Origin of the sequence: Empedobacter sp. UBA6305 (assembly GCF_002440405.1) — a bacterium.
GTDB lineage: Bacteria > Bacteroidota > Bacteroidia > Flavobacteriales > Weeksellaceae > Empedobacter > Empedobacter falsenii_B.
This window is the reverse complement of the sequence record NZ_DJTP01000039.1, coordinates 1-12,590: the sequence shown is the minus strand read 5'-3', so window position 1 is coordinate 12,590 and position 12,590 is coordinate 1. Positions and strand designations below refer to the sequence as shown.

Genomic DNA, 12,590 nt, shown 5'->3' with positions numbered 1-12,590 from the left:
GAAATTCGAAACTCGCTAATTATATTTCTCCAACGTTTCTTTTAAAATTGTTTTGACTTTTTCTTTCAATTTTTTAGGTTCGATAATTGTAACTGAACGACTCATAGAAAGAATTTCGCTGATAAAATCTTCGGTCAAAAATAATTCTAATCCAATTAAAACTTCATCGTTTTTAATTTCTAAAATTTGTTGGGATTCATGCAAAGGCAAAGATTCTAAATACGCTGCTTGTTTTTTGGTCACAGAAAGCACTATTTTTTCTGGTTTTTCTGAACTTGGAACAATAATCCCGAACGAATATTTGTACTTATCATTGTAATTAAACTCGATATTATCGTCAATTTTATCTCTAAAAATCGAAACTCTATTCATTCGTTCCAAACCAAAATTTTTGACAATTCCTTTATCATCCGCAATCAAATACCATCGGTTATTGTGCTCTCTAATTGCAATTGGCGAAACTTTACGAATCGTTTCTTTTTCCTCTCCAAATTTTTGATAATGAAATTCAATTTTCTTTTTTCCTTGAATTGCTTGTACAATATCTGGTAAAAATTCGGCGCGTTTTGGCTTTCTTTTTTCCAAATACACAATAGATTCGAGCGAATTTGTCAATTTCAAAGCAGAAAAACTATTAATTTCTTCTAAAGTTTTCAGAAATAAATCAGAGCTATAATCGTCTTGAATAATATAATATCCACGCTGACTGCGACTATACATTATATCAATTCCCAATATATTTCTGATTTCTTGAATATCGCGCTGTAATGTACGTTTAGAGAAATTAAACTCTAATGTATCATCATTAAGTTGAAGCATTTCAAATTCTCGTTCCAAAAAACGCTCTAAATCTTCATAAGAACAATATTTTTGTTGTGATAATTTACGAACAATATTGAAATAACGCGCGATATAACCTTGTTTTGACATTGAATTGGAAGTGTTTGAGCAAACTTAAGTTATCTGTAATTAAAAACAAAAAAAAGTAACATTTCATTACAAAATGTTACTTTTTCTTCATTAATAAAAATGAAATATTCGAAAAAACGGATTCTATTTTTTAGATTTTTTTACTTTTGTTTTTGCATCTTTCGTAGCTGCTTTTACATCTTGTACCGCCGCTTCTATTGTTGTTGTAGCTGAGTCTACCGTAGCTGCCGCTGAATCTACTACTACTTCTGATGTTATTTCAACTGGAGTTGTGCTATCTTCAACTTTCGCTGTTTCGATGAAATTAGAAAGTTTATCAACAATTTCTGCGTTAGAAGTTGGTTCATTCTTCACTTTTACGCTTAAGAAAATTGATGGTGCAGCATTATCTTGAATATAATTTGATTCGTTTTGATAAACTCCGTCATTTTTAACAGCTGTTGAATTTAAGTTTTCTGTTAACTCTTTTGCTACTTTAACTGTTTCGTTAAATGCAACATTTTGTTTAAAAACAACTGCGGCAACTTTATTTGTATTATCATCAGTTTTTTCAAAATTTAATGTCATGATTAACTCAGGTTTTAAACTATCGATGATTGATCTTTTCTCTTCATCTTTTAATCCTTTCGTTAAATCTTTCCATAAAAGAACCTGAACATTTTCTTTATTCAAAGATTCTAACTTTGTTTTAAATTCTGATGCGATATTTGTTCCTGATTCTACAGCGATATTATCTACAATATCTAAAATGACAACTTTTGGTGCATCTTCTACAACTTTATTTGTAATTTCTGTTGTAGGAACTTTTATTTCATTTTTTGTAGTAAAAGAGAAAGAAACTAACCCTATTGCTACGACTCCTAATACTTGCGTCAATTTTTTCATAATAAATGTGTTTTGTTTAAAAATGATACTTTTTAAATAGTTAGTACATTTTAGAACTTTGCAGACACTGTTCCGAAAACTCTTAATTAATCCTAATAAATGTTATAGTTTTCTTAATTGACTTATTTTATAAGGGATTCAGAGGAGTTAAATTTATTATTTTTCAAAATTTAGAAAATATAAAACATAAAAAAAGCTCAACTAAGTTGAGCTTTTATATTATTTACATGCAGCAATTATCTGCACAAAATCATCATATTTTAATGAAGCACCACCAACAAGACCACCGTCGATATCTGGTTGAGCAAAAATTTCGTTCGCATTCTGTGCATTTACACTTCCTCCGTACAAAATACTTGTATCATTCGCGACTTCTACGCCAAATTCATCCTTCAAAACTTTACGAATAAATGCATGAATTTCTTGCGCTTGCTCTGGTGTAGCTGTTTTTCCTGTTCCAATTGCCCAAACTGGTTCGTAAGCAATAATCAAACGAGAAAGATCTTCTGGTTTTTGTGCAACTAAAGCATCCATTAATTGAGTTTTTACAACCTCAAAGTGTTTATCAGCTTCACGTTCTTCTAATTTTTCTCCAACACAAAGAATTGGATTAATTTGATATTTAAAAGCTTGTTTCAATTTTTCAGCAATCACAATATCCGTTTCTCCTTGGTATTCTCTACGCTCAGAATGTCCAATTATAGCGAAATCTAATCCGATACTATCCAATTGTTCTGCAGAAATATCTCCTGTATACGCTCCTTTTTCGTGAGCAGAAATATCTTGCGAAGAAATCTTAACATATTGCTCATCTACAGCTTCTAACAATGTTTGTAAATAAATAGAAGAAGGCGCAATTATAACTTGTGCAATTGGATGATTATCTGCCACCCAAGCATTAAGGTTTGTTGCTAAATGAATCGCTTCTTCATAATTTAAGTTCATTTTCCAGTTTCCTGCTACTATTCTATCACGCATAAAAAAGTGTATTTTATTTGATTTTGGTTTTAATATTTACTGCAAGATAATTATTTATCGTGAAATTATTACTGATTTATTTTATGCGAACGCGCGGATCTAAAATTCCGTAAAGAATATCGACCAAAATATTAATCACAATAAACATCACAGCAATCACTAAAACAGCTCCCATCACAATTGGTAAATCTAATGTATTTAATGCATTTACGATTTCTTTTCCTAAACCATTCCAACCAAAAACAAATTCTACAAAAACAGAACCTGCCAACATCGAAGCGAACCAACCAGAAATCGCTGTTACAACTGGATTCATTGCATTTCGCAAAGCATGTTTTGTAATAACAGTTTTTCTTGATAAACCTTTTGCAAAAGCTGTTCTAATATAATCTTGATTCAAAACTTCTAACAAAGAATTTCGCGTTAGTTGTGTAAAAACAGCTAACGGACGAGATCCTAATGTAATCGCTGGAAGAATAAGATTTTTCAACATCAAATGTTTTCCTTCTCCCAAATCATCCACTTCATATAGACTTCCAATCATATTCAGCCCTGTAATATCATGCATTAAAAAAGCAAAAATATAGGCAATGATAATTGCCGAAAAGAAAGACGGAATACTCATACCAAAGCTTGTTACGACCAACAAAACTCTGTCAATCCATGTATCTTTCATCAAAGCAGAAACAATTCCCAACACAACACCAATTATCGTTGCAATAATAATGGCTGCAATTGCCAAAACCATTGTATTTGGTAAAGTTTCTCCAATAATTGTACTGACGCTTTTTCCTTGTTTTTGAAAAGATTCACGTAAATAAGGCGTTTTCAAAACCATTTCATTTGTTCCGAAATCCATCAATTTTGTGTAATTGTATTTATCAGAACTTAATGAAGTATATGTTGTATTGTTTTCGTCTATATTATGAAATGAAATCGGCGATAAATCATTTATATAAAAAGCATATTGTTTCCATAAAGGTTGATCTAAACCTAAGTTTTTTCTAATTTGAGCCAATTGTTCAGGATCTTCTTTCTGATCAAGCATCATACGTGCAGGATCTCCAGGAAGAACAGAAAACAATAGAAAAACTACAGTCACAACACCAAAAAGCGTTAGAAATCCGTAGAAAATTTTATTTAAAATATAATTAATCACTTTTTAAAATAATTCTTCTAATCGATTAATTGATGGAAAATCGTTGTCATGATATTTCGCTTTTACCGTTCCTTTTTCTAAAATCATCACACCAGGATTTGAACGAATAATTGTTTTCATCGTCGTTTGATCCATAAAACAATTTTCCAATTCTAAACCTTTAATTGGATTATTCGAAACCGCTGTTACAATAAAACCTTTTGCTTTCGCTTCTTTTCCTAAAGTATTTAATTTCGCAATTTGTTTATCATTTACTTTTTCAACAAATGGAATGACAAAAACAATCGCTTTCGGGGCATTTAAAATTTCAGACGTTTTATCAACTCCATTGCAATCAAAATTAAAATCATGAATTGGTGGTTCGTACCCTTTTTTCTCTACAATTGTACGTGTTTTATCCGCTTCAATCACCCAAGGCGTTCCATGTTTATACCACTTATCATCGGCAATATATTGCGCATCATCAATTTCTACCACTTTTCCATCTACACTATTTCTCATGGTGTAAATCGTTTTATACGTTGTTGGTTTCAAACCTAACTCTTGGGGAGATTTCATTCCTTCAATTAAATTTTTGCCAACTGCATAAGGTCTAAAATCGATAATTGGTAAATGATTAATTCCGATATAAGCAATAATTGCAGAACCTAAAATTGTTATAAAATTGATTACATAATTTGCTTTTTCGACAAATAATGGTTTGATATATTTTTGACCAATCACTAAAATAATTATCAACACCAAAAGCACAACATCTTTGTAAAATGATGTCCAAGGTTCTAATTTTAGTGCATCACCAAAACATCCACAATCGGTTACTTTGTTGAAATAAGCTGAATAAAATGTTAAAAATGTAAAGAAAATAATCGTTAACAATAAAGCTATTGTTGTAAATCTTTTCCAAACGCCAAGCAATAATAAAACGCCTAAAACTATTTCAAAAAGTGAAAAGAAAGTTGCCAAAGGCAAACTCAAACCTTCTAAAAATGGAATGTTAAGAACTGTTGGCGAAAAATATTCTTCTAATTTGAAACTTAACCCAATTGGATCTACATTTTTTACAAATCCAGAAATTATAAAAATAACTCCAACTATAATTCGGGCAAATTGAACTAAATACCTCATGAAGCTTTCTTTTCGTTAATTAAAATCATTGCGAAAATCGAATAATTAATCATATCCAAATAATTTGCATCTAAACCTTCAGACACAATTGTTTTTCCTTTATTATCTTCGATACTTTTTGTGCGCAAAACTTTCTGATAAATTAAATCTGTGATCGAACTTACACGCATATCTCTCCAAGCTTCACCGTAATCATGATTTTTTTTCATCATCAAATCGTGCGCAATTGTTGCATATTTATCATAAAATTCGATAGCTTGTTCGTCTGTCAAATCTGGCTGATCTGCAAAACCAAGTTCCAACTGAATCAATGCCATAATCGAATAATTAACGATTGCCACAAATTCTCCTTCTTCGTCTTCATCAACCAAACGCTCCGCTGCTTCTTGCAACGTACGAATACGGTTTACCTTGATAAAAATTTGATCTGTTAAAGACGGCAAACGCAGTACACGCCAAGCTGGACCGTAATCTTGTAATTTTTTTGTATATAAATCTCGACAAACAGAGATGATTTCTTTAAATTGAATTGAGGTATTTTTCATAATTTCGTTTCGATTTCAAAAATAATTGAAATTGCTTAAAGAACTTCTAAGATATGACAATTAATTGTAATGGTCGTTTGATTGATTTGAACGAGCCTAAAATTATGGGAATTTTGAATACAACGCCAAACTCTTTTTACGATGGTGGCAGTAATCAATCGATGAATTTGATTTTAGAAAAAGTTGAAAAACACTTGTCCGAAGGTGCCGATATGATTGATGTTGGTGGTTATTCGACAAAACCTGGAGCAGAAAATATTTCGGAGCAGGAAGAAATTGATAGAACTGCACCAATTATCGAAAAAATTATTGAAGAATATCCAGAATTGATTATTTCGATTGATACTTTTCGAGGAAATGTTGCACGTGAAGCTGTAAAAGTTGGTGCTTCTATTATAAATGATGTTTCGGGTTGGGAGTTAGACGAAAATATGTTTGATGCAATCAAAGAACTTCGAGTTCCATACATTTTAATGCATATGAAAGGAACGCCAAAAACAATGCAAAATAATCCTGAATATGCAGATATTACGCTGGAAGTAAACGAATATTTTTCCAAAAAAATTGCGCAATTAAAAGCTGCAAAAGTGAATGATATTATTTTAGATCCTGGTTTTGGTTTTGCAAAAACATTGGATCATAATTACGGATTATTCAGTAAAATGGAAGTTTTAGGTTTTGAAGGTTTTCCTTTATTAGTAGGAATTTCAAGAAAATCGATGATTTATAATTTATTCGAAACAACTCCGCAAGAAGCTTTAAACGGAACTTCTGTCCTGAATATGGTTGCGTTACAAAAAGGTGCAAAAATTTTGCGTGTGCACGATGTAAGAGAAGCAAAAGAAACCTTACAAATTTTCCAAAAATTGAATCAAAAATAAATAAGAAAGCCACTAAAAAGTGGCTTTTATTTTTAATCAATGATTTTACTATTTGGAAAGAAAACTTTGAACGTATCAACAATATTGATATCCGAAGTCAAAATTTGCCAATGTGAATCTTTCACAAATTCAAACACAACTTCGTTGTCGTATAAATTTTCATCCTCAATATTTACATGCAAATTATTTTCTTTTCTATCTCCAATAATCAACGCCTCCGTTACATGTTCCATTTTATAACACAAACTTTCTAACTGATCATATTCCACAAAAATTCCGTCTTGTTGATCAATCACTTCTTGCAATTCGAAAACCGAATATTCGTCCGTTTCACTTTCACCATCAACCCAAAGAATTTTCCAAAAATAATCCTGTATATCTTTTATTGGAGCAATCACCTCTTCCATTCGTTGAATTTGGTTTTCGTCTTCTCCGTAAATTTCTATTTTATAAGTTTCCATATCTTATGCAAAATTAAAAAAGTAACTTCAAACGGAAGTTACTTTTTTAATTATTTATACTTTTTCTAACTCATGTTTCACACGTTTTTCAGATTTGATATCCATAATCTGAATGGATTCTTTACTGAAAATCTTGAACGAATGTTCATGTTTTTCTAAGAGAAAATCATAAGGTCCTTTTGGTGCAATTAATTTCACTAAAACTGGCGCAGTTTCTAACGAGATAAACACAAGAGCTATAAAAATAGCTGCAATCCCTAAAATTGGATTATTAACTGACAATTCGTCTAAAGCCTGCATACGTGCAGCAAAACCATTGTAATTCTCTTCGGTTGGTTTAGCCGCATCAATTTCTTTTTCTTTTGCAACATTCAATCGATCTAATTCTTTATTAATTTCAGCTAAACGAGGCGCAGATTGTTGAATATAAGTTTCGATTTCGGCAGCTTTTTGTTTTTTCAATTCTGCTTTTCGTTTCGCATTTGGTCCATAACCTTCGCGTCCAGTTGTTGTTTCAGTTTGTGTACCAACAACTTCTTTTTCCAACTCGGTAGAAGCTGAATTATACTCATTTCTTAATTTATCAATTTCTGCATAAATTTCTTTTCGTTCATTCGAAAAAGGCGTTCCCAATTCAGCATAACGCGCATCAATTCCTTTTTGTAATTCCGCTTTATTTCGATTGACAATAATATTTAATTGCTTGTTAATTTCTTTCTCGAAAATTTTTAATTCTAACGGTTTCGAAATCACAATACCTAATAAAATTGCAACCAAAATACGTGGCAAAGCAATAAAAAACTGACGAAAAAATCCACCTGACTTTTTCATTGATGTGACAATATATCGGTCAAGATTAAAAATCATTAATCCCCACAACAAACCAAAACCTGTTGCTGCATATATATTATCAAAAACAGTATTCAGCGCATATCCAGCAGACAAAGCCGCCAAAATTCCTGTAAATAATATGACACCTCCAATACCAACATGTTTGTTGATATCTGTTGGTGTTTTTTTCAAGAGTTCAAGACTACTCCCTGAACAGATGATTAAAAATTTCTGTAGTCCATTCATTTTGCAAATATAGTACTTTGTATAACATATTATTAAATATCGTGCCAAAAAAAGCTGACAATCAAATTGTCAGCTTATATTTTCAAAAAATTTACTTAAACAAAATTAAGCTTGTTTTTCGATTTTAATTCTCCATCCATAAGGATCTTCTGCTAATCCGTATTGAATATCTTTTAATTTCTTTTTCAATTGTAATGCAAAAGAATCTTCTTCAGCTAAAGTTGGTAATTGAGCACGCTCTTCACCAAATCCAACTGCATCGTATTGTGTAATTACAACAGCAGTTCCACATCCAAATACTTCTTTTAATTCTCCTGATTTGTAAGCATCATACAATTCTTGTACTTCTACAGGACGTACTTCTACTTCATATCCACTATCTTTTGCTAAAGTTAAAACAGAATCACGTGTTACTCCGTTCAAAATACGCTCAGACGTTGGCGCTGTTAAAATTTTATTTCCTATACGCACCATCACATTCATTGTTCCTGCTTCTTCAATGTATTTATGCTCGATAGAATCTGTCCAAATTACTTGATCATAACCATCTTTTTGAGCTTCAGAAGTTGGAAAGAAAGATCCAGCATAGTTTCCTCCACATTTTGCAAAACCAACACCTCCCTGAGCTGAACGACTATAATAATCAGCAATTTTTACTGATAAAGGTTTATCGTAATAATTAGGAGCATAAGCTAATAAAATAGCAAAAATATATTCGTTAGATGCCCTAGCAGAAACTGCTTCTTCTGTTGCGAACATTACTGGACGAATATATAATGACGTTCCGTAATCTTTTGGTACCCATTGACGATCGATATCAATAATAGCTTCTAAACCATCAATAAAAATTTCTTTCGGAATTTGAGGCATATTAAGACGTGCCGCAGATAAATTAAAACGCTCGAAGTTTTTCTCTGGACGGAAAATAAACACTTCTTCGTTATCATTTTTGTAGGCTTTCATTCCTTCAAAAATTGTTTGACCATAATGGAAAGACATCGCTGCTGGAGTCATTGAAATTGGTCCGTAAGGAACAATTTTTGGCTCATCCCATTTACCATCTTTGTAATGCGCGATCAACATGTGATCTGTAAACTCTTTCCCAAAAGTAGTAGAGTTAAAAACTGAATCGTTAAATTTTGATTCAGCAATTTTTTCTATAATCATTTTATGATATATTTTGTTTGTGCTTATCAAAGGTACATTTTATTTGCACTTTTTCATAATAAATATCATAACTTTCGACGATGAAAAGAATTATTCAAGAAACGGAAGATGGATCTAAAACTATCTATATTGAAGATTGGGATGAATCTTATCATTCTAAGCATGGCGCTGTACAAGAGGCTTTTCATGTATTTATAAAAAATGGATTTCATCATTTTACAGAAACAAAAAATCCTATAAAAATTATAGAAATTGGATTAGGTACGGGACTTAATTCTTTCATTACTTTGATGGAAGCTGAAAAACATAAAACTCCAGTGCAATATGTTGGAATTGAAAAATTTCCAGTTTCTGATGAAGAATTTGAATTGGTGAATTATTTCGAAAATGTTTTCAAACTTTATCCGGAATTTGAACATCGAAAAGAAGAGTTTTTAGATTATTATCAACAATTATTTCATTCAAATTGGGAAAATTGGAATAAAATTTCTCCATATTTTGAAGTTAAGAAAGTGGAAGAAGATTTTTTCAATCTGAAAAATATCAACGAAAATAATTTTGATTTAGTTTATTTTGATGCATTTGGTTCTCGTGTTCAACCAGAATTATGGGAAAAAGAATTGTTAGAAATTGTTGATTCTTTAACTAAAAAATCTGCCATTTTTACCACTTATGCAGCGAAAGGAACCATAAAAAGAGGTTTGAAAGATTTGGGCTATATTGTACAAAAACGTCCTGGGCCTCCAGGAAAACGTGAAATGATGGTTGGTTTGAAGGACTTTCCATTTGATAAATAATCTCCTTTATCATTAATTATAAAAATCGTAAATTTGCGCTGGAAAACAATTTGATGTTTTCTACATTTTTTTATGACAAATTATATCGAATATAAATTTAAAGTTGCGGAAGTAGAGCCTTTTAATGAAATTATTATTGCAATGATTTCTGAACTACCCTTTGAAAGTTTTGTTGAAAACGAAGAAGGTTTTGATGCTTACATGCCAAAAACTGACGAAAATATTGACCAAGTAAAAGAAGTGATTGATTCTATCGAGAATATTGATTTTTCTTATACGCGTCAAGAAATTGAACAACAAAATTGGAATGCAACTTGGGAAGAAAATTTCACGCCAATTTTAGTGAATGACCAATGTTTGATTCGTGCAGAATTTCACGAAACAGTTGAAAATATTCCGTACGAAATTATCATTCAACCAAAAATGTCTTTTGGGACTGGACATCACTCTACAACACATTTGATGGTAGAATATATCTTGGAAACTGAATTTACAGGAAAAGATATTTTGGACATGGGCTGTGGAACGTCAATTCTTGCAATTTTAGGAATGAAACGTGGTGCAAATTATGCAGAATGTATCGATATTGACGAGTGGGCTGTGGAAAATTCTATCGAAAATGGAAAACGAAATGGTGTTAGTTTAGATGCGAAAATGGGTGATAATTCACTTTTGGGAAGCAAACAGTTTGACATTATTTTAGCGAATATCAACAAAAATATTTTAATCAGTCAAATTCCTTCTTACATCAATGTTTTGAATGAAAATGGTGATTTATTTTTAAGTGGATTGATGGAGCAAGATTTTGATGATATCTTAGCTTTTTGTACAGAAAATGGTTTGAAATTTGTATCTAAAAAACAACGAAATGAGTGGATTGCGCTACATTTCAAAAAATAAAATGATATGACAAAATACGCAACGCAACCCATGTGGGAAACGGAAAAAGATTCGGCTGTTGATGTATTGGAACAGGAATCACACAAATATCAAATTATTGTTTACAATGATGATGTGAATACTTTTGATTGGGTAATCGAATCGTTGATTGATGTTTGTGAACACACGCCAGAGCAAGCGGAACAATGTTCTATTTTGATTCACTACAAAGGTAAATGCGAAGTCTTGACGGGTGAATTAGAAGATTTAAAACCTCGATGCACAGAATTATTGAACCGAGGTTTAAGTGCAGAAATTATTTAGAATTTCTTAATAATCATATAAAGCAAAATCAGAATCGTCTAATGTTACATTGGACGATTTTTTGTTTTGATCACTCACTATATACGAATCATAGATCTTCTCGTAAACATGATTTTCTGTTTTTGTATCCACAACTTCTGTAGATTTTTCTGTAGAATTAATCACAAAAGGAGTTACAACCAATGCTAATAGCAATATACAAGCAGCAGCCCACCAAATATTGAAATGTACAACTTTTGTTTCTTTTTTATCAATAGTTTTCGATAAAATTGACTGTTCTAAATCGTCAAAATAATTAGTAGGGGTTGTATAATTTTCCTTTTGTTTTAAGCTTTTAAAATAAATTTCATCTTCTAAATTCTTAAAATAATTCTCTGGAACCTTAAAATTATTTTTTAATCCATTTTCTTTCATATCATTCATAAGACAAAAAAAAGTTAAAAAGGTTTAATCTTCATCCTCTAAAAATTCTTTAATTTTTGTAACTGCATGATGATAAGACGCCTTTAGCGCACCAACAGATGTTCCTGAAATTTCAGAAATTTGTTCATATTTCATTTCATCATAATATTTCATCATAAATACTACGCGCTGCTTTTCTGGCAAACTTGCAATCGCTTTTTGTAGTTTCAACTCAATTTCATCACCTGTAAAATACTCATCCGTAGATAAATCATCTGCAATATTCATCGAATAATCTTCAAACGAAACATTTTGTTCTTTAGCATTTTTATGAATAAAATTGATGGTTTCGTTATAAGTAATCCTAAAAATCCATGTCGATAATTTTGATTCATTTTTGAATGAATTCAAATTTTGATAGATTTTTATAAAAACATTTTGAGCAATATCATCTGCGTCTTCATGAATCAAAACCATACGACGAATTTGCCAATAAACTCTCTGATGATAATCTTTTACAAGAAGTTTAAAAGCCTGTTCCCAATCCTTATCTAAAATGTGATCTAATATTTTCTGATCCAATTAAGTAATATTAAGCTGTAAAGCTATTAAATTTCAAATGATAAACTTCTAATAATTTTGAACATAGTTTATATTTTATATTTTTTTTATGAAATCAAATCCATATTCCACATATACTTAAGTATGAACCTATCAATAAAAGTATATTTCTATTGAAAAATTTATTTGGGCATTCACTCGCTCTATTCCTCGTATTTATACAATCTCCCTCAATTATCTCTTAATAATTCAATAACAAGAAATGTAAATCGCTCGGTCGGGCTATCCGTTGCAATCTTTTGTAGAATAAAATTCTATTACAAGTAAGAAAATCCAATTTCTACAAAAGGATTTAGACTACTCTCCCTAACGCTGGTTGTAAGTTCTGAGTTAGTTGCAAAAAGGAAGCTTCCTTTTTA

Annotated in this window: 15 protein-coding genes; 4 read left to right on the top strand and 11 right to left on the bottom strand. The window is 31.0% G+C overall.

Annotated features, from left to right (window positions below):
- Positions 1-15 precede the first annotated feature (15 nt).
- The 6 genes from B3M86_RS09270 to B3M86_RS09245 form a co-directional block, all read right to left on the bottom strand.
- Positions 16-930, bottom strand: a complete 915-nt coding sequence (locus tag B3M86_RS09270; RefSeq protein WP_286496048.1) for a helix-turn-helix transcriptional regulator — start codon at positions 928-930, stop codon at positions 16-18.
- A 123-nt stretch (positions 931-1,053) separates the two neighbouring features.
- On the bottom strand, positions 1,054-1,815 hold the full coding sequence (locus tag B3M86_RS09265) for a hypothetical protein (RefSeq protein WP_038336870.1): 762 nt from the start codon (positions 1,813-1,815) through the stop codon (positions 1,054-1,056).
- 219 nt (positions 1,816-2,034) lie between these two features.
- Positions 2,035-2,793 carry a triose-phosphate isomerase gene (tpiA, locus tag B3M86_RS09260; protein WP_114999079.1) on the bottom strand — a complete coding sequence of 253 codons (759 nt, stop codon included), beginning with the start codon at positions 2,791-2,793 and terminating at the stop codon, positions 2,035-2,037.
- A 76-nt stretch (positions 2,794-2,869) separates the two neighbouring features.
- On the bottom strand, positions 2,870-3,952 hold the full coding sequence (locus B3M86_RS09255; RefSeq protein WP_291076548.1) for an ABC transporter permease: 1,083 nt from the start codon (positions 3,950-3,952) through the stop codon (positions 2,870-2,872).
- 3 nt (positions 3,953-3,955) lie between these two features.
- Positions 3,956-5,077 carry a BT_3928 family protein gene (locus B3M86_RS09250; RefSeq protein ID WP_291076546.1) on the bottom strand — a complete coding sequence of 374 codons (1,122 nt, stop codon included), beginning with the start codon at positions 5,075-5,077 and terminating at the stop codon, positions 3,956-3,958.
- Complete coding sequence (locus B3M86_RS09245) at positions 5,074-5,622, bottom strand: DUF1599 domain-containing protein (protein ID WP_038336876.1); 549 nt, start codon at positions 5,620-5,622, stop codon at positions 5,074-5,076. The genes B3M86_RS09250 and B3M86_RS09245 overlap by 4 nt, the downstream gene beginning before the upstream one ends.
- 53 nt (positions 5,623-5,675) lie before the next feature.
- On the opposite strand from B3M86_RS09245, the gene folP reads away from it, so the two are divergent.
- Positions 5,676-6,503, top strand: coding sequence for a dihydropteroate synthase (gene folP / locus B3M86_RS09240; RefSeq protein WP_291076544.1), 828 nt, complete (start codon positions 5,676-5,678; stop codon positions 6,501-6,503).
- A gap of 32 nt (positions 6,504-6,535) precedes the next feature.
- On the opposite strand, the gene B3M86_RS09235 is transcribed toward folP, so the two are convergent.
- The 3 genes from B3M86_RS09235 to B3M86_RS09225 all read right to left on the bottom strand — a co-directional run bounded on the left by B3M86_RS09235 (position 6,536) and on the right by B3M86_RS09225 (position 9,208).
- A complete protein-coding gene (locus B3M86_RS09235) occupies positions 6,536-6,964 on the bottom strand; it encodes a hypothetical protein (protein ID WP_125350302.1) in 429 nt (142 codons plus the stop codon).
- Positions 6,965-7,018: 54 nt separating this feature from the next.
- A complete protein-coding gene (locus B3M86_RS09230) occupies positions 7,019-8,041 on the bottom strand; it encodes a DUF4407 domain-containing protein (protein WP_291046811.1) in 1,023 nt (340 codons plus the stop codon).
- 105 nt (positions 8,042-8,146) lie between these two features.
- Positions 8,147-9,208 (bottom strand): branched-chain amino acid aminotransferase, encoded by a 1,062-nt coding sequence (locus B3M86_RS09225; RefSeq protein WP_280038161.1) that lies wholly within the window; start codon positions 9,206-9,208, stop codon positions 8,147-8,149.
- Between the two features lie 80 nt (positions 9,209-9,288).
- On the opposite strand from B3M86_RS09225, the gene mnmD reads away from it, so the two are divergent.
- From mnmD to B3M86_RS09210, 3 genes are all read left to right on the top strand, one after another.
- Entirely contained in the window at positions 9,289-10,005 is a 717-nt protein-coding gene (gene mnmD / locus B3M86_RS09220; protein WP_114999065.1) for a tRNA (5-methylaminomethyl-2-thiouridine)(34)-methyltransferase MnmD, read from the top strand.
- Positions 10,006-10,077: 72 nt separating this feature from the next.
- Positions 10,078-10,905, top strand: a complete 828-nt coding sequence (gene prmA, locus B3M86_RS09215; RefSeq protein WP_038336885.1) for a 50S ribosomal protein L11 methyltransferase — start codon at positions 10,078-10,080, stop codon at positions 10,903-10,905.
- Between the two features lie 6 nt (positions 10,906-10,911).
- Positions 10,912-11,208, top strand: a complete 297-nt coding sequence (locus B3M86_RS09210) for an ATP-dependent Clp protease adaptor ClpS (protein ID WP_180905936.1) — start codon at positions 10,912-10,914, stop codon at positions 11,206-11,208.
- 6 nt (positions 11,209-11,214) lie between these two features.
- Here B3M86_RS09210 and B3M86_RS09205 read toward each other — a convergent pair whose 3' ends face one another.
- Positions 11,215-11,631 carry a hypothetical protein gene (locus B3M86_RS09205; RefSeq protein ID WP_125350307.1) on the bottom strand — a complete coding sequence of 139 codons (417 nt, stop codon included), beginning with the start codon at positions 11,629-11,631 and terminating at the stop codon, positions 11,215-11,217.
- 24 nt (positions 11,632-11,655) lie between these two features.
- A complete protein-coding gene (locus B3M86_RS09200; protein WP_125350308.1) occupies positions 11,656-12,192 on the bottom strand; it encodes an RNA polymerase sigma factor in 537 nt (178 codons plus the stop codon).
- Positions 12,193-12,590: the final 398 nt, after the last annotated feature.

What these genes read in the sequence shown, in the direction of transcription:
- B3M86_RS09270 (WP_286496048.1), bottom strand. Translation starts at nt 930, where the DNA reads ATGTCAAAACAAGGTTATATCGCGCGTTATTTCAATATTGTTCGTAAA.
- B3M86_RS09265 (WP_038336870.1), bottom strand. Translation starts at nt 1,815, where the DNA reads ATGAAAAAATTGACGCAAGTATTAGGAGTCGTAGCAATAGGGTTAGTT.
- tpiA (WP_114999079.1), bottom strand. Translation starts at nt 2,793, where the DNA reads ATGCGTGATAGAATAGTAGCAGGAAACTGGAAAATGAACTTAAATTAT.
- B3M86_RS09250 (WP_291076546.1), bottom strand. Translation starts at nt 5,077, where the DNA reads ATGAGGTATTTAGTTCAATTTGCCCGAATTATAGTTGGAGTTATTTTT.
- B3M86_RS09245 (WP_038336876.1), bottom strand. Translation starts at nt 5,622, where the DNA reads ATGAAAAATACCTCAATTCAATTTAAAGAAATCATCTCTGTTTGTCGA.
- folP (WP_291076544.1), top strand. Translation starts at nt 5,676, where the DNA reads ATGACAATTAATTGTAATGGTCGTTTGATTGATTTGAACGAGCCTAAA.
- B3M86_RS09235 (WP_125350302.1), bottom strand. Translation starts at nt 6,964, where the DNA reads ATGGAAACTTATAAAATAGAAATTTACGGAGAAGACGAAAACCAAATT.
- B3M86_RS09230 (WP_291046811.1), bottom strand. Translation starts at nt 8,041, where the DNA reads ATGAATGGACTACAGAAATTTTTAATCATCTGTTCAGGGAGTAGTCTT.
- B3M86_RS09225 (WP_280038161.1), bottom strand. Translation starts at nt 9,208, where the DNA reads ATGATTATAGAAAAAATTGCTGAATCAAAATTTAACGATTCAGTTTTT.
- mnmD (WP_114999065.1), top strand. Translation starts at nt 9,289, where the DNA reads ATGAAAAGAATTATTCAAGAAACGGAAGATGGATCTAAAACTATCTAT.
- prmA (WP_038336885.1), top strand. Translation starts at nt 10,078, where the DNA reads ATGACAAATTATATCGAATATAAATTTAAAGTTGCGGAAGTAGAGCCT.
- B3M86_RS09210 (WP_180905936.1), top strand. Translation starts at nt 10,912, where the DNA reads ATGACAAAATACGCAACGCAACCCATGTGGGAAACGGAAAAAGATTCG.
- B3M86_RS09205 (WP_125350307.1), bottom strand. Translation starts at nt 11,631, where the DNA reads ATGAATGATATGAAAGAAAATGGATTAAAAAATAATTTTAAGGTTCCA.